Origin of the sequence: Butyrivibrio sp. NC2002, from assembly GCF_000702265.1 — a bacterium.
Taxonomy (GTDB): domain Bacteria; phylum Bacillota; class Clostridia; order Lachnospirales; family Lachnospiraceae; genus Butyrivibrio.
Window position 1 is genome coordinate 146,613 of the sequence record NZ_KL370882.1, and the last position, 20,424, is coordinate 167,036.

Genomic DNA, 20,424 nt, shown 5'->3' on the forward strand with positions numbered 1-20,424 from the left:
GAGGAATTCTTTCAGTCTTTACCATCCCCTCAAATTACTATTGTCATACAAATAGTGATAGTAGCTTTTTGTGATATCAGATTAAACATTTGCTTTTTTTATATTTTATGATATGATTCTAATTCGGTAAAAATCATTTTTTTATTAATTTTGTAAGAAACGGGTCATTATATGATAGTAGCAGTAACAATAATTCTGATCACTTTATATCTTTTTGTCTGTGCAATACTTGCAAGATCTATGGGACTTGTTAAATGCATCGATCCAAACATAGCATATCAGAAAGAAAACCGTAGACATTTTCTGGATGGTTATAAGAACTGGAAGAAGGAAGAATATATAATTAAATCCTTTGACGGCTATGAGCTACATACAACATATATTCCTTCAGCCCTCCCTTCCAAAAAATACGTTATTCTGGTTCATTCATCAACGTATTGCAGGATTGGAGGCATCAAATATTTTAACATATTCAGAAAAATGGGATACAACGGTATTCTCTTTGATCTTCGTGGGCATGGAGATAACAAAAAGTCTCCATCAACCTGGGGCATCAAGGAAAGCAAGGATCTTCTTAGTGTAATAAATGATACAGTTAACCGTTTCGGGAATGATATCAAAATAGGCGTCCACGGCGAGTGCCTTGGCGGCGTAACTGCTCTTACCGCTCTTAAGTATAATCCTCATATTTCTTTTGTTATCGCTGACAGCTGCTACAATTCACTTTATTCACTTCTTTGCAAGCTTGCTCAGCAGGTAGCACATGTATCACCTGTGCTTTTTGATCCGGCGGAGATTTTTTTCAAGCTTATGTTCGGATTCTCTTATAAAAACATTTTTACAAAAGACAGCCTTAGAGGCAATAAAATTCCGGTATGCTTCATTCAAGGAGACAGTGATTGCGTTGTACCTGTAAATGATACTGTGGAACTTAAGTCCGCAACCAAGGGTTACACAGAAATGCACATATTTGAAGGCGCAGATCATACTCGAAACATCCTTGCTGACGCAGAGCGTTATGAAGCAATAATCGAACACTTCTTGTATTGTGTCAAATGTCTGGAGCTTGCCGCTTAATTATACAAGAGCTATCTTATCACCCTTGATAATGATAGCTCTGCCTGATGGTCTTCGTAAAACAGAATCTGTTTTTTATAGTCTCTTAATTCAATTTCAAACAGTAATCCAGCTCCACATCCTTACCTATATGGTCGGGAGACCAAGGGATATAATGATCTACAGGTACCCCTTTATGCGCAAGTCCTTTCCCATGATCAATTCTTTTGTCTCTAGACGTCGGATAAATAAAGCTGAAATCATCAAAGGAAACCATATTACAATTTGAATAATCTGTAATTCCCATAGTAGGTCTTCCAACTAGAGTTACTTTAGGAGAACATAACATAACCTCAACGAATGCATCCCCCGAAGAACCACATCTTTCATCCGTAATGATCAATACTTTTTCAGGACCTTTTTTTCCGATAATTCCACTTGCAAATACGTCATCATCATCAAGAAAGCCTTTGCCTATATTTTCATTGTTATTTGTAATCATTGTATTGATCATTGCAGTCATGTCTTCCGGTAAATCACCAGCCAAAAATTGTTTTAGATTCTCGATTCGATCTTTACAATTTCTAACAGAGTAATTAATTTCAATAGGATATTCCGGCTTATAATAATCCGTAACTAATTTTCCTTCCGGAAAGCAATACTCCAGGAGAGGCACAAATGCAGAATCTGCACCTCCGCCATTTCCACGGACATCCACAATAAGTTTTTTACAGTTCTCCAGAATACTCTTACATTTATTAAATAACTGATTTATCGCGTCCAGATCAGCAAAATCCGGAAATTTAAGATAAAGCGTATCATCATATTCTTTATAGCAATAACTTTCCGTCTCAATCCGCTTTGTATTATGAATAATAGAAATATCTTCTTGTGAACCATCCGGATGAATAACAGTTAAACTGTTGTAAAACTTTAGCACGTACGGCCAGTTTTTGCCTTCACGCTCCTCTGTTTCCCCCATGAAAAATGCTTTTTCTCTTTGATATAATTCTTTTATTGAAAATCCATCAATTGCAACTATTTTATCCCCTAAGACAAGGCCTGTATCTTCATTTGCCTTTAACACGTATAGTACATCTTCCTGCCTCATCACTGAAAAGCCAATTTTTTCAAGACTATAATCTGTAAAATATAGATGTGCTTCTACGCCGAAAGTTGCCAAGTATTCCTGTACAAGATGCAAAAAATCCTTACGATCCATGTCATCGGATATCCGGCTTTCGTATTCCTGAAAATTACCTGCTCCATAATCTTTACAGGTTGCAGAATCCTCCCGCATGATTTCTACTATTTCCTTAAATAGCTCTTTATAAGTCATCATTTTTAGTTCTCCCTATATTTTTTATTTATTATATTTGTCCTAAGGTGAGAAATGCAACGAGAATGAATCAGCAGTTGATTTTAAGAGGATGCTCTTTTGACTTAAAAAAATGAGCAGAAACACCGCAATTGGTATCCCTGCTCATGGTCTTATTTCACCTTCACCCTCTTTACTGATCCAAAACTACATACAAAAGCATAACTTCTTGCGGGCAAAAGCGGAAATCGCCCGCAAGAATCCTGCTTTAAAGAGTCATAAGGAATCCACCGCAAGCGGTACCCCCTTATGACCAAGTATGCAGGACACGCCCCTCGCTTCGCGAGGGCCTAATCCAGTACGATTATCGTTTTTCTGATGAAAAACAATAATCTATTATATCCTCCTCCGCTAAATACTAATATTCAGCGGAGGATTTATATTTTTTCGGTAGTTGACCAGATCAAAGGCTTAAACGATTTGATGTCCTCTCTTTTAAGTCCTCAGTTCCTTTTGATTTCACATTCTGCTTTTCCTTAGAGATATCCTTCAACTCCTCCAATCCATCACGATAATCATACTTGCCTTGTTTGCGAGCTTTATGGATTTCTCTCTTGTTTTCATTTTTTCTGTTATTAAATTTTGTGAGTTCCTCAAAGGTCTGTTGTCTTACTTGGTTGCTAATTTCGGCTTCAGCATACATACGGTCAGTTGTCGTTTTGTTTTGAAGTATATTGCCATTTACGGGGTTACCAAACTCCGGATATAACCTGTTTATATCAGAAAATATATCTTCTGCACATTTAACAGCATCCATATGCTTAGAATCGAGCTCACTTCCGAAACTACAATATTTGTTTTTGTATGTGGTTATTTCCTGAGTTCTCTCCCTGATCTCATTTAGAGATAACTTCTCAAAGTCCGAATTCTTTAATACATTGACCTTTTTTTCCAGATTATCAAGGCTTTCTTCACGCAGATATTCATTCTTGAGCTGCTGTATTTCATCCCTAAGCTGGATTGTCCTCTCCATTCGCTCATATCCTTGGGGATTATTCCATTTCTTTATGAAATTGAAAATTCCCCAGGAGCGTTTGTTTACATATCTATCGCACTCATTAATTGCATCGTCAAATATTTTTATTGCAGCATCATGGTCGATTTTCCCGTTTTTTACTCCTAAGTACATACCACTAAGATTATTTACTTTTTCTTCGAGCACTCTAAAATACTTCTGCGAGTTCTGATGGACGCCATACTGGTATGCATTATATAAAGGGCGCATCAGGCTGTTGATATAATCTGCATTATCTGAAAGGTATTTTTCTCTGTTTTTTGCATGAAAATCATGGTTATCGATTTCATTTTGTAACTTCTTAAAGCTCTCTACGTTCTTATACGTGCCAGTATTCTTTATCTTCTGTCTATTTTCATAATCCGGCTTTTGCTTATCAATGGTCTTTTTGAAATGATTTGTAACTTCTTTTGTTTTGCCGAGAGATACATCAAAATCATCATCATAATGTCTCTTTATGCCATATTCCTTCTCATCCTTTTTGGCTTTAACCCTCTCTTTTTTAAAGCCTTCAAGATTATCAAGGTCGATAGAAATATTTCCATTACCAACTTCAGAAAAATCATACTCATTAATATCAAAGGCTTTCTCTTCATTGACAGGGGCTTTTTTCTTTGGTTTTGGTCTTTTCTTAGCTTCCGGCTTCTTTTCTTCCTTTTTGGGATTATCCTTATTATTCTGTGCGGCTTCTTTCTTTTCCTCTTTCTTTTCTTCTTTATTCTCTTCTTTGATTTCTTCTTTGTGTGGCTGAGCGGCTTCTTTTACATAATTATCTTCTATTTTCTTATAAACATCACCAAACTTATCGGAAATATCCTTTTTAGCCTCATTTACTATGTAAGAGATCCTGGAATTCTTCTGTTTTGTTTTGGCAGCTTCTATACTGCCAAATGCATCGATCGCTGCCTTTTCTTCTATCTTTTTGGCATCAGCAAACAACTCTTCTGCGCTGTTTACTCCAATATATCCGTTTCTTCCTTCATCAAAGGCCTTCCTGATAGACTCTTCCGTTATCTTATTATCAGGCTCAGCTGTCTCATTGTATTTGGCAACAGTCTCATCATCTTTAATGAGATTTATAAGTTCTTCAAGCATAAGCTTTGGAAGCTGGCTCGTATATGCCATGCTGTCACCGACAACTTCCGGCTCATCCTGTAGTTTTGTCAGATACCCGTGCTCAGATAATCCGCTCTGCATACCGAGTGCAACGAAGTAATCATTGACTTTAGAAGGATTGATATTTCCGTTTTTGTCTATTTTCAGAGCATCTCGCAAAAGCATAGTCCTTAGCGTCTCTGTCATGTCGCTTTTTTCTGAATTAGTAACGTAAACAAACGTCTTCAGACGATAATCCATCTTATATGCATGCTCAATTATTATTGTCTTATCAAACTCTTCATTAACTCTTTCCGCCAACTTTACATGATCTTCTTTTTTTAACTTTACAGCCATGCCTGTACCTCCAAACTATCCAATACTATAAATGGATAAAAATTTCAGTTAACTACATGTACACCAATTATTTTTTTCAATTTACAGTTTGAGTATAAAATGCAATGTCCAACAAATGTCCAACATAAACACATGATTGAAAAATCGTTAAAAAATTCCTTTATAATTATTTAATTTGATTTTCTCTCTGCAACAATGCAACATATATTATAGGAATATTTATATTTCTTCAGGGGGACGATCATGAACAGTATTTTGAAAATAGTAATTGTTATTGCTATAAGTGTACTTCTAATCATAGCTCTCAGCTTTCTCAAAAACAGAACAAAGATGGTAACGGTCCTGCACAGAAAATACCTCTTGCAGCTTCTTCAGCTTGGTATTGCTCTATACTGTGTCATACACGTTATCCGTATATATGATCCGACACTCAATCCAAAATCAATACTGTTAACAGGATCAGCCCTTATTGTTGCTATCGTAGGTTTTGCAGCGCAGACTGCTATTTCGGATGTCATCTGCGGTCTTCTTATCAGCCTTCATAAGCCATTTGAGGTAGGCGACAGGATCATAATCGATGGCATGGATCCGGGAATAGTTGAAGATATCACCCTAAGGCATATTGTCGTAGCTATTTATGATGGTCTTAAGATCATCGTTCCAAACAGCCAGCTCAATACGAAAACAGTTATAAATTTCAGTTACAAAAACACGGAAAGGAATGGCGTACATCTTCAGTTTTCAGTAAGCTATGACACCGACGTACCAAAAGCCATGGACGTTATAAGGGACTGCGTTGCTGAAAGTCCCTACACTCTTGGCATCACAAGAAATGCCATAAATGAAGACTCAAGCCCTGTTTATTTTCTTAAATTTGCTGATAGCGCCCTGATCCTTGAAACAACTATCTTTGTTCCAAAGGGAGTCAGCACCTATATCGCCACAACTGACATAAATACCCGCGTGGTAGACGCATTCAGGCAGCACGGCATAGAAATTCCTTATAACTATTTAAATGTTGTTGAATCAGAGGCCACAAAGATAGTTAGCACTACTACCGATCAGAAAAAGAAGAGCGGTCCCAAGAAGCGTAACTACAGAACGAACAATTTAAAGCTTATGGGAACAGATAAAGACGTTATGCAGGCAAAAGATCTGGCTTCTCAGTTTGCCGTGAAGCAAAAGCTAACCGTTAAGGATTCCCATCAGATAGAACTTCTGACGGAAGAGGCCTTATCCCTCATCACTACTATGATAGGCACGGTAAAATCCCAGTTATGGATAGAAGGAAGCGGCGTCGAATACAGAATTCACTTAAGTGTCGACACTACTATCGGCACTGAGGAATACAAGCGCCTTATCGCACTCTCCAGTTCAGGACGAAACGAAGCCATAAGTGGCGTCGCCGGCCGAATCTTCGATGCGATGATGAGGGGTATAAAATCTGTTGACGCAGAAAATACTACTCCATCCTACGAATGGGACATGAATAGCAATGATGTATCTCAGGATGAACTGAGCGAATCTATCCTTGGCGCACTTGCAAGCAGCATCAGAGTCGCTGTTACAAAAAACCAGGTCGAATTCGTAGTAGAGAAAACAAAAATGTGACAACCGCAAGCCCTATTGATATTTCCTCCCGAATATGCTTAGATTATTAGTGCATATCATTACTACTCGGGAGGACTGGCAAAATGAAAAAAGTGTTTAAACAAAGCGCATGCAAAATGATCAAGGTTTTTGTATGCGCATTATTTATGAGTATGGGGATTTTTGCATTTAAAGGCTTGGATGTAAAGGCTGCAAATGCTTCTTTTGAGGTTGATCTGTCCGGCGGAAAGACATTTTTCATATCTAATGAAACGGTACAGTGTGTTGAACAGGAGCTTCCGATAACTGACAGCTCTAAAAAAGCCGGAGCTGCTGCATATCTTGCAGAGGTTTACCTTGGAGACAATGACTACGACATAGGCGCAACTGTTTTCTCCAAAGATCCTTTTCAGGGTGCTGCAATGGTTAAATCCGGATCAAACGGCTACTCTTTTATAGCTGCAGCAGGTTCTGTAGGTACAGGAAAATATACTATATCCAAAGATACACTTAAGTCCTACTACAAGAAGGAATATAACACCACAGATAAATTAAGTGAGAAATCCGCTCTTGGAAAAATGAAAAAGATCGAAAAGATCATCAACGGAACAGAAGGAAACGGCACTTCAGTATTTACCGTTATCATCAAGTACACAGCTGATCCTCTTACTGTTGATACAGCATCCGGATCACCTAAGACTTCATATACTGTTGGAACTTCATTTGAGCAGTCAGGTCACCTTTATACGATCAACAGCGCTGCAGGTTCTGTTGCATTTACAGGTACCAGATCAACAGCGCTGCAGGTTCTGTTGCATTTACAGGTACCAGATCAACAGCAAAGAAGATAACAATCCCTGACGCTGTTGTATTTATGAATCACTCTCTTCCTGTAACTGAGGTTTCAGCCAATGCCCTTAAGGGTAACAAGAAGGTAAAAACAGTTAATGTAGGAGCCAACGTTACAGCGATCAGAAGAAAGGCATTTTTCAAGTGCCCCAATCTGAAAACATTAAACATTAACTCTGTAAGACTTACCAAAATTGAGAAAAAGGCTCTTGGAAGAAACTCAAAGCAGCTTACAGTTAAGATCCCCAAGCAGTCTAAAAAAGCTTACAAGACTCTCTTTAAAAAAGCTTCACTTAAGGGTTTTAAAATAAAGTAGAGTAAAGTAAAATTAGACTAATACAACTGATATCGCTTTTTTCTTGATGAAAAGGGAATAATATGAGCAATAAGAAATCGTTAAAAGACAGAATTAATGATTTAAAGCTTACTCATGCAGTGAACAAGGGCTCAGGTGGCTCCATATTCAGGCGGATGTTTTTCATGATCCGCCGATATATTGGAGTTTTCCTGGGAATAATTGTTGCCTACTTTGCTTTGCTCATTTTACTTGTTGAAATAGAAAAAAGAGATCCTTCTTCCACAATACATAGTTTGGGAGAAGCATTCTGGTATTCTATAGTTACCCTGACCACAATCGGTTACGGTGACTACTATCCCGTTACCAATGCCGGTCGTCTGATCGCATCAATATTTGTGATCCTCGGCATTGGTCTCTTGGGTTTCTTTGTTGGTTTCATGATGGAATTTGTTTCCCGCATCAAACCGATCATCCAGCTATCAATCCATACAGCTAAGCCCTGGTACATTTTCACGGATCAGTCACAATATTCAATAATTTTTGCCGATAACATAAAGTCAGTGCGTCCTGATGCGGTAATAATCTATTCCGGAACAAAAGATGACGGCAAAATACCAAAAGCCATTTCTGTTCAATGGTCGCCCTCAGAGCTCCTTGAGCGCCGAGGTTCACTTTATGATGCACATATTATGTGTCTTAAGGATAACGAAATGGAGAATTTCCTAGACGCAATACAGCTATCGGACACGGGCGCTCCTGTTGTATGTCTTGCTAATTTCACGCCCTCGCACCATCCGATGAATATCAGCTTCTTCTCGCTCACAGACTGCACTGCGCGTCTGTTCTGGCAACAATATCCTATACAAAAGAAAGATGAAGTTATACTCTTTATCGGCTTTGGCTCAGCAGGAACAGTACTGCTCGACCGCGCTCTGGAGTTCAATCTCTTATATGAAGGACAGCATCTACGTTATCATGTATTTGGAAATTCCGATGAATATTGCAGAAATCGCAAACGACTCTCCGATATTGTCAGCATAAACAAAATATCCGAAACAGGCGACAGTATCCTGTTCCACGATAGTCCATGGAATACTGATGAAAACCTGCTTGCAGAAGCAGACCGTATTGTTCTATGTGATGATTCTGAGCAGGAAAATATTGCAATTCTGCAGACACTCCAGAAGTTCTTCTGTTTTAAAGGGGCTCTGTATATCTATAACAGTAATGTTCGAAGTGTGGCTACTCCCTTCGGTCAGACCAGAGATGTGCTCACTCCTGCTTTTGTACTGCACAACACCCTGACCGATATGGCTCTGTGCCGCCATGAAATGATGCGCTTCTATTCAGGCGGCCAAATCCCTATGTGGGAAGACCTGAACAGCCAGATCAAGGATATGAACTATACGACGACCGATCACATAAGTCTGAAGGTTCATCAGCTTCTTGGTAATGATTCTCCTAATCTGCCATTTGATGATATTCCTTCCGCTATACTTCGGAAGGCCTCTAAGGTGCGCTCGGAGCTGCCTGATGATAAGAAGGATGCTCTCAACAGGCTTGAACACGAACGTATTACCCGTTTTTACTATCTTCACAATTATCATTATGCAGAGACTACAAATGATGACACAAAGGAAAATTCTCTTCTAAAACCTTACGATGAATTAACAGAAACAGACAAGCAAATGATCGAAGTCAGCTGGCTTCTTCTAGACGAGCTTGCATCTCATAAAGAAGCAAAGGGGCGCTAACTACGCCCCTATTTTTATTTGATAGGAAATTCCTATCAAATAAAAAACGCTCCGCTATGGATGCGACCGATGCACAGAAGTATATTGCAAGCTAAAGCTTGCGCGCATCGGCGCGCAAAGAGTTGCAAAGCAACTCTTTGTTCTTATTGAAAAAAGAGAGGGTTGATGTAATATTAAATTAAATACTAGTAATTGAATGATGCGATTAAGTTAAATTAATAAATTTTGGGAGATGATATGAGACCAAAACAAAAGGTAACACTTAAGGATATTGCCGAAAAACTGGGAGTATCGGTTGTAACCGTGTCGAATTCCCTTGCCGGGCGCCCCGGTGTAAGTGATGAGATGAGGGTGAAAATAAGGGATGCAGCTATAAGTGCTGGGCTTGATCCCGAGAAATATCAGAAAAAGAAAATCCTAAGTGAAGTCCCGGAAGGAATGACTGCAAAAAGCATTGGAGTGCTTGTTTCCGAAAGATATATGCACGTAGGAAAGTCTATGTACTGGGATATGTACCAGAAAACGGCATATGTCATTTCGAGGTTCAAGTGTTTTAGCTCGCTTATCATAGTCCCTGACAGATCACAAAAGGCAGATCCGCCTGAGATCAAGGGACTGGACGGAATCATCATCATCGGACATATCAGAGATGTGATGCTTAAGAAAATCCTTAATAATGCAAGGTGCACGGTCGTTTTTCTCGATGAACAGACTCATTTGGGAGACTACTCGGCAGTTCTTTCCGGCAATTATTATGGAATGTACAAAGCAACAAGGGAGCTGGTAACAGCGGGACATAAAGAGATAGGCTTTGTGGGGGCGCTTGAATATTCAGGGAACATTATTGACAGATATTATGGTTATAAAAAATGCATGAGACAAAATAACCTTCAGGTCAATCCCGACTATATTTTAAGTGACAGAACAGGAGATGATGAGGAGGCAAAGATTGTCCTTCCTCAAAAGCTCCCCACTGCTTTTGCCTGCAGCAGCGATTATGCGGCGAGCATCCTCTACGATGCACTTCGCGAAAGGGGACTGAATGTCCCGAGCGATATATCTCTTGTAGGGTATGATAATTACCTCTACGGAGGCGAAATCGAGATGATTCTTACAACCTATAACGTGGATATGCTTAGGATGGCAGAAAGAGCTGTTTCTCAAGTGCTGAAGGAAATCAAAGATCCTGCGGCATCCGGTGAGATTATCGAGATCGACTCATACATAATAAGAAGAGAGTCGATAAAAAGGTGCAGAAATGAAAAATAATGTCACACTATCTGATATAGCAAAAAAAATCGGAGTAAGTCAGGTTACGGTATCCAAGGCTTTGTCCGGAAAAAGCGGAGTGAGCAGGGAACTGCGAAATAAAATAGTAAAGACCGCGGATGAGATGGGTTATACAATAACACGCGCTTCTAAAAAGAAGACGGGGAAAACCCAGTGCAGCGTTGGGGTTATAGCTTCAGAGAGATTCCTTAGGGACAAGGAAGCTTTTTATTGGAAGCTTTATCAGGAGCTTGCCATAGTTTTTTCCAAGGAGCGTATTAACTCTCTTTTGGAGGTTGTGACAACAGAAGCTGAGAGCTGCAAAGAAGAGCCAAATCTCCTCATGCAGGGAAAAATAGATGCACTTATAATCCTTGGAGCTTTTGATACAGAGTATCTTTTTATGTTAAATAACAGCTGTAATGTACCGCTGCTTTCAGTTGATTCGCTGTATTACGAGATTGATGGAGATGCGGTCATTATCGACAACATGGCCGGAGGATATAAGATGACGGAATATCTTCTTGGACTTGGACACAAAAAGATAGGATACGTCGGCAGCTTAAATAATACTCCAAGCATCGATGACAGATACATGGGCTATTGTAAAGCGCTGATACTTAATGGGATAACGCCCTGCGAAGAGTGGCACATAGCTGACAGAGACAATGATAAAAGTGTAAAGGATCCGGAAGATTTCTCACTTCCTGCTGCAGATAAGATGCCAACAGCATTCTTCTGTAATTGCGACTATGTGGCGCAGCTTTTTATAGAGAAGCTGAAAATGAGCGGCTACAAGGTGCCGGAAGATGTTTCCGTGGTGGGATTTGATAATTACGTCCCTCGAATGAAAGCGCAGCTAGGACTTACGACCTATGAGGTTGACCTTACAGAAGTTGCAGCTATGACTGCTTCAAAGGTAAGGAAGATCATGGGAATCAGCAGGGGCAAATACACAACCAGCGTAGTAAGAGGCAGGATCATCGAGCGAGAATCCGCAAAGGGTATCACTTCTTGAACACAAGAATTTTAAAAAAATTGAAACCTCCCGCATCCCCAAGAGGCAATGCACCCGCTCCATGGCTCCTCCGGTGAAAATTAAATGCGGGAAGTTTTGATCAGTTATTGATTACCCATGCAAATGCTTTGGCGGTTCTTAGTTCCGGGTCTGTGAAATGATTGCCTTCATTCCACTCTAAAACAGTTTTTATTCCCTGTGATGATAGAATGTCGTAGGCTTCTTCCATTTTCTGTTTAACGGATGCCATGACCGGATTTTTTGTTTTTGCCTCTTTATTGCCAAGGCTTAAGTACACGCATCCAGTCTCTAGTCTATTGTCCCTGATATGATCCGTAAATCCCGGGAACCACATAGACGGTGATGCTGCGGCTACGCCGCTAAATACATCGGTACAGGATGCAGCCCACAGTGCAAACAATCCGGCAAGAGAATAGCCTCCTATATAATACGTCGCGCTTTTGTCCGTGCAGGCTGCAAGGACTTCCTTAAGTGTCTCTTCTGCTCCTTCCCCAAAATCGTCCCTGCCAAAAACCGCAGGCGCCTTCCATGGTGATAATTCTTTATTCCAATCCTTTACTTTAAAAGCACGCATCAGAAAATCTGCATCTGTCTGCTTTTGGATGATCATGCACTCATTTTCTATGCTTTCAGCATCATGTTCATCGATCATCTGGATCAACACGATTTTTGATTCTTTGTTGCCGTATTCAAGCATTTCCATAGTTTGATCACGAGATCGCCGTCAGCCTTTGACAGCTCCGGCCATCATTCCTTTTACAAGTTTATCCTGGAAGACAATGAACAAGGATATCATGGGCAGAACTGACAAAGTCAGAACCGCCAGAATGATTGGTATGTCCATAGAATGTTCTCCCTTAAACTGTCCAAGTGCAAGGGGAAGTGTCTTTTTACCGGGTGTTATGATCAGAGTATTTGCAAAAGCAAATTCATTCCACATAGCTACTCCGTTGTAAATTGCAAGTGTTGACAATCCTGACTTGGAGAGTGGCAATATCATTTTAAAGAAATTCTGGTAGCGATTGCAACCATCTATTTCAGCCGACTCCTCGATTTCCTTCGGAATAGTCTTCATAAATGCAGTCAGGATAAATACTGACATCGGCAGCGAAAAAGCCACGTACGGGCCAATGAGCGCTTTTAATGAGTCATATATTCCAACACTTGTTGTGAGCTTGAAAATAGGAATAAGCGTTACATGCATCGGTACAGACATCATCGCAACTATTCCCGCGTAAATCAAAGCATTAAATTTGAATTTCATTCTGGCGAGCGGATATGCTGCACATGAAGAGATAATAAGCATAAGTACCAGAGATATTGCAACTACTATCACGCTTCTAAAGAAGAATCCAAAGAAGCCGTGTGCTACAACTTCAACGTAATTCATGAAATACCAGGGATCCGGTAAATGGAATACGCCCTGCTGAAGCATATCGAACTGCTTACGAAACGAGTTGAGCAGCATGAATATGAAGGGTGTGAGCGTAAGCACAAGTTGAAAAAGTGCAAATATAAAAGCAATAGTCCATGCGATCGCAGATTTGATCTTTGACTTTTTATATTCAGTTTCATTTATGGTATCCAGAGAATTATCCATGGCTGCCATATCCTCTTTATTATCATTGGTAATTGTCATTTAATAATCCTCCTTAACCTTGAATACTTTGTTAAAGAGCAGTGCTATGGCTGTTATCATGATGAACATTCCTGCTGCAACACATGAACCGTATCCCATGTTAAACTGCTGGAATGAAAGCTTGTACATATATGTAGCCATAAGTTCAGTTGATCCTGAAGGTCCGCCCTGAGTCATATTCCAGATCATATCAAAGTATTTCAGTGATCCTATAAGTGACATAGTGCATGCTGTCTTGAAGATAGGTCCGAGAAGCGGAATTGCTATCATTCTGACATATTGTCCTCTTGTAGCACCGTCAATGATAGCTGCCTCATAGATCGTAGTATCAATATTTCCATATCCGGCTATGAAATAAACCATATAAAAAGGTGTAAACTGCCATGCCATGACACCTATAACCGTAAACAGAGCATTGGGAGAGCTTCCCAAAAGGTCAATTGTTGTTCTTTTGCCCTGGATTATGGTTGCAAGTGACGAAATGATGCCTCCGTTAGTTGCAAGCGCATAAATAAAGAGGAATGCTATTGCTACCGAACTCATGAGGTACGGCAAAAACCAAATGATCTTAAAAATATTGAATTTTTTTCCTCCTGCATCCAAAAATGTTGCAAGAAGCATTCCAATAGGAATCTGTAAAAGAATAGAAAACACCATTACGATCAGGTTGTGCTGAAATGATCTCCAGAACATCGCATCTTTAAGAAGTGCTTTCCAGTTGTCAAAACCTATAAATACTCTGTCAGCAGATATACCGTTCCATTTGTAGCTACTGATCACAAACGTATCTATGACAGGATATATGATAAATATCGCTATTAGTATAAGAGCAGGCAACAGGAACACCGTTGCTGCCCTAGCAGTACTTCTTGCCTTTGCCTGAGCAAGCCCTTCATTTTTTTCTTTTCCCACATTAGCTCCTTCCCTGTCGCCTATCAGACGAATCATTTTAAAATAATGCAAAATGCCCGCAGGAAATATAGTATTCCTGCGGGCAGTAATCTTTATACGGCCGCAGTAAAGAACATTATTACCGTCTTACTGCTCAGCTATTGCTTTCTGCATTGCCTCATCCTCTTCCTGTCCGATTTCCTCAGGAGTCTTCTCGAGGCCGAAGAGCTCTGTCATGCAGTTCTTGTGTACTTCTGTAACAGACGCAGGAAGATACTGGTCATACCAAAGCTGTACGTTTGATGCGCTAAAGAATACGTCAGCAACGATCTTGTCGTTAGGGTCATCAACTGTTTCAGCACCATAACCCTTGATTGAAGGGATCGCACCTACTGATACCTGCATATCGTTGTAGGTCTCATCATTGTAGTACTGAGTTGCAAGAACATAGCAAGCATCAAGTTTTTCCTGATCAACTGATCCATCTTCCTTGAAACAGTTAAATGAAAATCCGTTACCGATAGCTGTTCCGATTTCTACGTTCTGAGGAACACCTGCTTCTTTAGCTTCTGTATCTTCAGGGAAACGGAATACTCCGATGTTCTCTGTGTACCATTCTTCATTGTCGTTCTTCATAGCTGATGACTGCCATGAACCATGAAGCATCATTGCTGCCGAACCGTCATACATAAGTGCTCTGTCCTGGTTGTCGTCTGCTGTAAGTGAGTTAACACCATCCGGGAAATATCCCTTCTTAACCCAATCCTGAATCTTCTCAGCTGCATAAATGAATGCAGGGCTGTTGAAAGAACCGCCGTTTTCCTGAGTGTAAGCTGCATCGAATTCTGCATTTCCTGAATGACGTGCTACGAGATACATGTAGTACATGGATCCTGTCCACTTTGAAGCGTTTGCAAGAGCGAAAGGAATGTAGCCTGCACTCTTAAGCTTTTCACAAGCTGCCTCGAGTTCATCGATAGTTGTAGGAACTTCGATTCCCTGCTCAGCAAAAATTGTCTTGTTGTAGTAGATATCACATCCTGAAAGTCCACCAAAAGGAATAGCAAGAAGCTTTCCATCGTATGAAGACTGTGCTATAGCAGCATCGATAAATTCAGGATGATCATACTTTGCATACATATCTGTGATATCATTTGCAAAACCTGACTTGTAGTACTCAGCCATAGGACCGCCGCCCCAGTGCATGTACATGTCAGGACACTGACCTGAACTCATTGCAACTACGAGCTGCTGCTTGTAGTTATCGTTCTGCTGGTGAACCTGAGTAACCTTGATGTTGGGATAATCTGCCATGAATCTCTGAACAGCAGCTTCCTGAGTTGATTTTCCGGGATCGTCTGTTGCGATATCCCACAAAAGGATCTCAAGTGGCTCTGTTGTCAGTGTAGGCAGATTCTTTCCATCTGTCTGCTTGCCTGTGCCGGAATCAGCTGTGTCAGTAGCTTCTGATGCTTCCTCTGTTGCTGCTTCTGTTGTCTCAGAAGCTTCTGCAGTAGCATCTGCCCCATCTGATGCCGGTGCAGGAGAGGATGATCCACCGCAGCCTGCGAGTGTGGCAACTGTAAGTACTGTTGCCATTAGAGTTGACAATACTTTTTTTCTCATACTAGTTCTCCCTTCTTGAAGCTGTTTTCAGATATTTCCCTATACGATCTGAAAATATCTATTTCTTTACTTATTATCCTAAAATATGTCAGATTATATTACGTATCAAAAATTGCTATATAATTAACCAAAATTGCTCTTTTTGTTCGGCGGTTTCCTCACGATTAATTTAAAAAAGGAGATGATCCGCAAAAACACGGCCATCTCCCTATCTCTTTTGTATTATTCAATTACTTAAAATCATAATCGTTTCTAAATTTACTCACCAATTATTGCTTTTATATTCTTTTCTATGAAAGGTCCCCACCAGGATCTGTACCCTTCCAGGGTTGGATGTATCGGGTCATTCATAAATTTTTCATAGTCACTACTTTTTACGGCTGTAAACGAAGGCTCATTCCAGAGGTCAATAACGTATATTCCCCATTTATCCGCAATCTGTTTAAGCAGCTTGACCATGCCCTCATACTGAGGAGAATCGTATCTTGTTCCTGTATAAAAAGCGATTGGACATCCCCACTTCTTTTTGGCGTAGCAAATGACATATTCTATAGCACCCGCTATTGTTTGAACATCGAATAAATCTATATCTTTTCCATCTGAAACTTCACCCAGCGGATAGTTTTTGGATGCATCATTTGTCGATAATTGGCAGATAAATAAATCCGCTGATACTGCGTCTATTTTCTTTAATCTGCTCACATAAGAGCTCTCGTCCTCATCTACAAGTGTAGTGCCGGAGACAGCTTCTTTTATCATCTCATATCCATTTTTTTCGCAGATAATGTCGGCAAATGATACTCCACCGGCCGCTGAACCATAAGTCACCGAAGACCCCAAAAATATTATTCTTTTCCCCATAAAAATGCTCCTCTGCTATTTTTAAAAATATAGTATCACAATTGTGCGAAAAAAAGCCCTTTTTCGCACAAGTTTCCTTGGCCTTTTATGGGGTGTGTGGCATCTTGCAGCAGATTTCATGTTCTACACAACCACAACAGGTCCTCAGTACCTTGTAAGCCAGATAATTAACTGCATTTCACTTGCCATCTTCTTTGGATATGCATATATGAAAACACAAAACATCTGGGCAATTGCTATGATGCACTATATAAATAATAACTTCATCGTTCTGTTATCCGGCGGAGATGTAAATGTACTTCAAAACCAGTCCGTTTCATGGATGCAGCTTCCGATAATGGTTATTATGAATCTCGTATTCATACTGTTTATCCTTTCACCTGTTTACAACAAGAAATCTGAAACAGACAATACTGAGACAAAGACAGCATAAAGAAAAAACCGGGGTCAATTTTGATCCCGGTTTTTTTGACTTAGTAATTCTCCAGATCCTTGGTTCTTACAGGCTCTCCGTTTAAAAGTATATATCCCGGAGGAAGAGACGCAGCATCTATGTGTTTGCGCTTTTCTTCTACATGAGAATGAGGAATCGTTCCATCGGAATTATCCCTTTTATGCTTGTTTGCTGTGTCGTATACACCGCTGTCTCTGTGTTTGTGCGGCATTGCAGAAGGCTCTCTGTGATTCATCGCACCTTCATATTTTTTTACAGGCTTAGTCTGTTCTACTCTTTTTACAGGCTCCTGTGGTGTAAAAGTCTTAGTAACCTGCACACCACCATTATTCTTTAGTAGGGGTTTTGCAAATTTCCACAACAAAAGACCCACGATCAATAGTGTAATTAATCCATCCATGTATAATGTCTCCCTTCGAAACTTTTTGGTCCCCCGGGACGGGGTTTGTGGACCATTTTTTAAAACGATGCCTTTATCGTATAACTGCCCTTTAAAAATACAGTTTCTTCAAGCTCTTTTTTAGATATATTCTTCCCGTTTAATGAAATATCCGACAGTTCAAGGTCCGGCACGAAAACAGCTTCTCCGTCAAAAGGAACGCTGAATGTATAGCATACAGTATTGCCGCTAAGCTCCCATCCCGATTCATATATACCTGTAGTCATATTAACAGATGCCTTCATGTGTGCAAAGCGCTTATCCGTATGAGGAGCAATGATCATTTTTCTTCCGGCAATGTGGTCATCGTCTACAGATAACCCGCATGCCATAGTATAGATCCATTCTGCTATTGCACCGTAAGCATAGTGATTAAGGCTATTCATTCCGGTGCCACTTATCTTTCCATCAGGAAGGAGTGAATTCCACCTCTCCCAAATGGTAGTTGCTCCCAGATTTACCTCATAAAGCCAACTTGGATAATCTTCATTTAAAAGTAGCGTATATGCCTCTTCGCAGTGCCCTGTTTTGGTAAGAGCACTACATAAAAAAGTCGTTCCCACAAATCCAGTAGCAAGATGATGATTCCACTTTTCAAGGAGTTTACGAAGATTGTTTCCAGCTTCCTCCATCTCATCTTCGTCAAAAAGGTCAAACCAAATTGATGTTGCATAAGCTGTCTGTGTATTTATCGACAGCTGACCGTTTCCTACTCTGTATTTTTCTCTTAAGGCTTTTCTTACTTCGAGTGATCGCTTCAGGTATTGTTGTTCATCCTCAGTATTGCCTATGATCCCGGCTGCTTTGGATGTCATATCAAGTGATACCATGTAATACAGAGAAGATATGAAATAGGGGTCGGTTCCTCCCACTAAATTATCCATTCCTGTTGTATCGCCACCTGCATCAAGAGAAAGCCAGTCTCCAAAGTGGAATCCGCAATCCCACAATCTCCTGCCACCACAGTGTTTCTCTTCCATGCTGATCATGAACTCACACCATGCTTTCATGTTGGAATACTGTTCCGACAGCCATTTTCTATTGCCATAATGCAGGTACATTGTCCACGGGATTACGACTGCCGCATCTCCCCAGACGCTCGATCCTGCTTCGCCCCATCCTGATTGTGCAATGTCAAATTCAGGCTCTGCCATCTTTTCTCTTCCGATAGACAAAACATCCGGCACAACGTAAGGAACTGCCCCGTTTTTCTCCTTTTGTTCAAAGAGCATATCCTTCAAATACTTTCTAAAGAAAGAAGGCGTCTCCATATGGTAGGATGCCGTACCTGAGAAAATCTGGGCATCTCCTGTCCATCCGCATCTTTCATCTCTCTGAGGACAGTCTGTAGGAATATCAACGAAATTATCCTTTTGCCCCCATAGAGTATTCAGGATCAGTCTGTTTACCTTATCGTTTGAAGTGATGATATGTCCGGTTTCTTCTATGTCTGAGTACAATGAAACAGCCTCAAATTCTGCCTTCTCAATTTCCTCTTTGGTCATTCCGGATACTTTTACATACCTGAATCCATAGAATGTAAAGTGGGCTCTGGCCCTCACACTTTTTCCCGAACTTATATGTGTGTATCTTGCGGTCGCAGTACGCAGATTATCTCTGTAAAAGCACCCGTTCTGCAAAACTTCTCCATATTCAAGCAGTACCGAATTTTCTTTTCCTGTTACGTCAGTAAACTCGCAAAAACCGCTTATTTCCTGACCAAAATCAATTACCAGTTCTCCTGCCGGTGTATTTATCACTTTTTCCGGTTTAAATCTCTCATGCTCGCGAACAGGAAGACCTGTCATGGGCATAAGTTTTCCCTTTGGAGGAGATGTTACAACTGCTTTCGACAGGATTCTCTCATCGGGATCAGACACCTTATCCTGAAGTCTCTCATCCCACACTTCGCCGTCATATATTCCGGAAGATGATACAGGTGATAACTGGCAATCCCAGCTCTCATCAGTAGATATCCATTTATTTACATTGTCGCCTTTTAGAAGTATATCTGCAAGAAGAAGGAATTTATTTCCGTAGTATTCCTGCATCTGCCCATTGGCCATATACCCAAATCTGCCCTTAAACCAGCCATTTCCTAGATAAACAGTGATAAGATTTTCACCTTCCTTCAGGTAGTCTTCGATCTGGTAGGTCTGGTACTGGATCCAATATCTGTAATCTGTAAAATATGGTGCAAGGAAGTCTTCTCCCACCTTTTTTCCGTTGATATATGCTTCATATAGCCCAAGTCCGCATATATACAGTCTGCCTTGCTTTATGCTATCAAGTTCATCCCTTGTCAGTGTAAAGTTCTTTCTCATGACCGGATGAAGCTCATGCGTAAACTTCGGAGTAATCCACTTGCCCTTAAAGCTTTCTTCGGGATGCCCTCCCTCAAAGGTGTGTACCGCGCTTTCACAGGTATCACCTTCATTGTCTGTAACATTAATTTTCCAAAAATACTCCCTTCCGGGCCTAAAATCACAGTCCGGTGAAAAGGGGCTTATTACATCCTTTTCTTCATTTAAGCAAATATGCTCAAAATCACTATCCTCGGCTACAATAATGCGCGCTTTTTTAGTTTTTGTTCCCTTTGCATCCAGACATTTCCAGGTAAAAGTCACTTTATCCAAACTGATACCAATAGGATTAATCTGATAATTACACTTTAAGTCAACTATCCTCATCGCAGCATAACCTCCATTCATTCAACCGGAATGGTCCCCCGGGACGGGGTTTGTGGACCATTTTATTTTGATTGCTTCGCCTTTTCGTCCCAAACTTCAAAATGGTCCCCCGGGACAGGGTTTA

17 protein-coding genes are annotated in these 20,424 nt (G+C 40.4%); 8 read left to right on the plus strand and 9 right to left on the minus strand.

Features of this window, described 5'->3' with window-relative positions; genetic code table 11:
- The first annotated feature begins 171 nt into the window (after positions 1 to 171).
- Entirely contained in the window at positions 172 to 1,077 is a 906-nt protein-coding gene (locus T543_RS14610; protein WP_035769852.1) for an alpha/beta hydrolase, read from the plus strand.
- 85 nt (positions 1,078 to 1,162) lie between these two features.
- Here the strand turns inward: T543_RS14610 and T543_RS14615 are convergent, their stop codons facing one another.
- Positions 1,163 to 2,398 carry a S41 family peptidase gene (locus T543_RS14615; protein ID WP_051638821.1) on the minus strand — a complete coding sequence of 412 codons (1,236 nt, stop codon included), beginning with the start codon at positions 2,396 to 2,398 and terminating at the stop codon, positions 1,163 to 1,165.
- A 439-nt stretch (positions 2,399 to 2,837) separates the two neighbouring features.
- On the minus strand, positions 2,838 to 4,901 hold the full coding sequence (locus tag T543_RS14620) for a hypothetical protein (RefSeq protein WP_035769854.1): 2,064 nt from the start codon (positions 4,899 to 4,901) through the stop codon (positions 2,838 to 2,840).
- A 243-nt stretch (positions 4,902 to 5,144) separates the two neighbouring features.
- Between T543_RS14620 and T543_RS14625 the strand changes: the two genes are divergently transcribed.
- The 6 genes from T543_RS14625 (at position 5,145) to T543_RS14650 (ending at position 11,679) form a co-directional block, all read left to right on the plus strand.
- Positions 5,145 to 6,512: a mechanosensitive ion channel family protein gene (locus T543_RS14625; protein ID WP_035769856.1), complete on the plus strand. Its 1,368-nt coding sequence runs from the start codon at positions 5,145 to 5,147 to the stop codon at positions 6,510 to 6,512.
- An 83-nt stretch (positions 6,513 to 6,595) separates the two neighbouring features.
- Positions 6,596 to 7,342: a hypothetical protein gene (locus T543_RS14630; RefSeq protein WP_035769858.1), complete on the plus strand. Its 747-nt coding sequence runs from the start codon at positions 6,596 to 6,598 to the stop codon at positions 7,340 to 7,342.
- Positions 7,343 to 7,365: 23 nt separating this feature from the next.
- Positions 7,366 to 7,656: a leucine-rich repeat protein gene (locus tag T543_RS14635; RefSeq protein ID WP_035769861.1), complete on the plus strand. Its 291-nt coding sequence runs from the start codon at positions 7,366 to 7,368 to the stop codon at positions 7,654 to 7,656.
- 62 nt (positions 7,657 to 7,718) lie between these two features.
- A complete protein-coding gene (locus T543_RS15475; protein WP_051638822.1) occupies positions 7,719 to 9,392 on the plus strand; it encodes a potassium channel family protein in 1,674 nt (557 codons plus the stop codon).
- A 237-nt stretch (positions 9,393 to 9,629) separates the two neighbouring features.
- Positions 9,630 to 10,661 carry a LacI family DNA-binding transcriptional regulator gene (locus T543_RS14645; protein ID WP_035769870.1) on the plus strand — a complete coding sequence of 344 codons (1,032 nt, stop codon included), beginning with the start codon at positions 9,630 to 9,632 and terminating at the stop codon, positions 10,659 to 10,661.
- The gene (locus T543_RS14650) at positions 10,651 to 11,679 is read left to right on the plus strand and encodes a LacI family DNA-binding transcriptional regulator (RefSeq protein WP_035769872.1); all 1,029 of its coding nucleotides are present in this window, start codon (positions 10,651 to 10,653) and stop codon (positions 11,677 to 11,679) included. Before T543_RS14645 ends, T543_RS14650 begins: the two co-directional genes overlap by 11 nt.
- Positions 11,680 to 11,779: 100 nt before the next feature.
- On the opposite strand, the gene T543_RS14655 is transcribed toward T543_RS14650, so the two are convergent.
- The 5 genes from T543_RS14655 to T543_RS14675 all read right to left on the minus strand — a co-directional run bounded on the left by T543_RS14655 (position 11,780) and on the right by T543_RS14675 (position 16,717).
- Positions 11,780 to 12,403, minus strand: coding sequence for an alpha/beta hydrolase (locus tag T543_RS14655; protein WP_035769875.1), 624 nt, complete (start codon positions 12,401 to 12,403; stop codon positions 11,780 to 11,782).
- Positions 12,404 to 12,424: 21 nt separating this feature from the next.
- Positions 12,425 to 13,339, minus strand: a complete 915-nt coding sequence (locus tag T543_RS14660; RefSeq protein WP_330370013.1) for a carbohydrate ABC transporter permease — start codon at positions 13,337 to 13,339, stop codon at positions 12,425 to 12,427.
- A complete protein-coding gene (locus T543_RS14665) occupies positions 13,340 to 14,251 on the minus strand; it encodes a carbohydrate ABC transporter permease (RefSeq protein WP_035769877.1) in 912 nt (303 codons plus the stop codon). It lies immediately after the preceding gene.
- Between the two features lie 126 nt (positions 14,252 to 14,377).
- Positions 14,378 to 15,856, minus strand: a complete 1,479-nt coding sequence (locus T543_RS14670) for an extracellular solute-binding protein (RefSeq protein ID WP_035769879.1) — start codon at positions 15,854 to 15,856, stop codon at positions 14,378 to 14,380.
- A 258-nt stretch (positions 15,857 to 16,114) separates the two neighbouring features.
- The gene (locus T543_RS14675; RefSeq protein ID WP_051638824.1) at positions 16,115 to 16,717 is read right to left on the minus strand and encodes an SGNH/GDSL hydrolase family protein; all 603 of its coding nucleotides are present in this window, start codon (positions 16,715 to 16,717) and stop codon (positions 16,115 to 16,117) included.
- Between the two features lie 43 nt (positions 16,718 to 16,760).
- On the opposite strand from T543_RS14675, the gene T543_RS14680 reads away from it, so the two are divergent.
- The gene (locus tag T543_RS14680) at positions 16,761 to 17,150 is read left to right on the plus strand and encodes a CPBP family intramembrane glutamic endopeptidase (protein ID WP_197023981.1); all 390 of its coding nucleotides are present in this window, start codon (positions 16,761 to 16,763) and stop codon (positions 17,148 to 17,150) included.
- A gap of 40 nt (positions 17,151 to 17,190) precedes the next feature.
- On the opposite strand, the gene T543_RS14685 is transcribed toward T543_RS14680, so the two are convergent.
- Both T543_RS14685 and T543_RS14690 read right to left on the minus strand, forming a co-directional pair.
- The gene (locus tag T543_RS14685) at positions 17,191 to 17,571 is read right to left on the minus strand and encodes a hypothetical protein (protein WP_035769883.1); all 381 of its coding nucleotides are present in this window, start codon (positions 17,569 to 17,571) and stop codon (positions 17,191 to 17,193) included.
- 59 nt (positions 17,572 to 17,630) lie between these two features.
- Positions 17,631 to 20,300: an alpha-L-rhamnosidase gene (locus tag T543_RS14690; RefSeq protein WP_035770004.1), complete on the minus strand. Its 2,670-nt coding sequence runs from the start codon at positions 20,298 to 20,300 to the stop codon at positions 17,631 to 17,633.
- Positions 20,301 to 20,424 lie beyond the last annotated feature (124 nt).

What these genes read in the sequence shown, in the direction of transcription:
- T543_RS14610 (WP_035769852.1), top strand. Translation starts at nt 172, where the DNA reads ATGATAGTAGCAGTAACAATAATTCTGATCACTTTATATCTTTTTGTC.
- T543_RS14615 (WP_051638821.1), bottom strand. Translation starts at nt 2,398, where the DNA reads ATGATGACTTATAAAGAGCTATTTAAGGAAATAGTAGAAATCATGCGG.
- T543_RS14620 (WP_035769854.1), bottom strand. Translation starts at nt 4,901, where the DNA reads ATGGCTGTAAAGTTAAAAAAAGAAGATCATGTAAAGTTGGCGGAAAGA.
- T543_RS14625 (WP_035769856.1), top strand. Translation starts at nt 5,145, where the DNA reads ATGAACAGTATTTTGAAAATAGTAATTGTTATTGCTATAAGTGTACTT.
- T543_RS14630 (WP_035769858.1), top strand. Translation starts at nt 6,596, where the DNA reads ATGAAAAAAGTGTTTAAACAAAGCGCATGCAAAATGATCAAGGTTTTT.
- T543_RS14635 (WP_035769861.1), top strand. Translation starts at nt 7,366, where the DNA reads ATGAATCACTCTCTTCCTGTAACTGAGGTTTCAGCCAATGCCCTTAAG.
- T543_RS15475 (WP_051638822.1), top strand. Translation starts at nt 7,719, where the DNA reads ATGAGCAATAAGAAATCGTTAAAAGACAGAATTAATGATTTAAAGCTT.
- T543_RS14645 (WP_035769870.1), top strand. Translation starts at nt 9,630, where the DNA reads ATGAGACCAAAACAAAAGGTAACACTTAAGGATATTGCCGAAAAACTG.
- T543_RS14650 (WP_035769872.1), top strand. Translation starts at nt 10,651, where the DNA reads ATGAAAAATAATGTCACACTATCTGATATAGCAAAAAAAATCGGAGTA.
- T543_RS14655 (WP_035769875.1), bottom strand. Translation starts at nt 12,403, where the DNA reads ATGGAAATGCTTGAATACGGCAACAAAGAATCAAAAATCGTGTTGATC.
- T543_RS14660 (WP_330370013.1), bottom strand. Translation starts at nt 13,339, where the DNA reads ATGACAATTACCAATGATAATAAAGAGGATATGGCAGCCATGGATAAT.
- T543_RS14670 (WP_035769879.1), bottom strand. Translation starts at nt 15,856, where the DNA reads ATGAGAAAAAAAGTATTGTCAACTCTAATGGCAACAGTACTTACAGTT.
- T543_RS14675 (WP_051638824.1), bottom strand. Translation starts at nt 16,717, where the DNA reads ATGGGGAAAAGAATAATATTTTTGGGGTCTTCGGTGACTTATGGTTCA.
- T543_RS14685 (WP_035769883.1), bottom strand. Translation starts at nt 17,571, where the DNA reads ATGGATGGATTAATTACACTATTGATCGTGGGTCTTTTGTTGTGGAAA.
- T543_RS14690 (WP_035770004.1), bottom strand. Translation starts at nt 20,300, where the DNA reads ATGAGGATAGTTGACTTAAAGTGTAATTATCAGATTAATCCTATTGGT.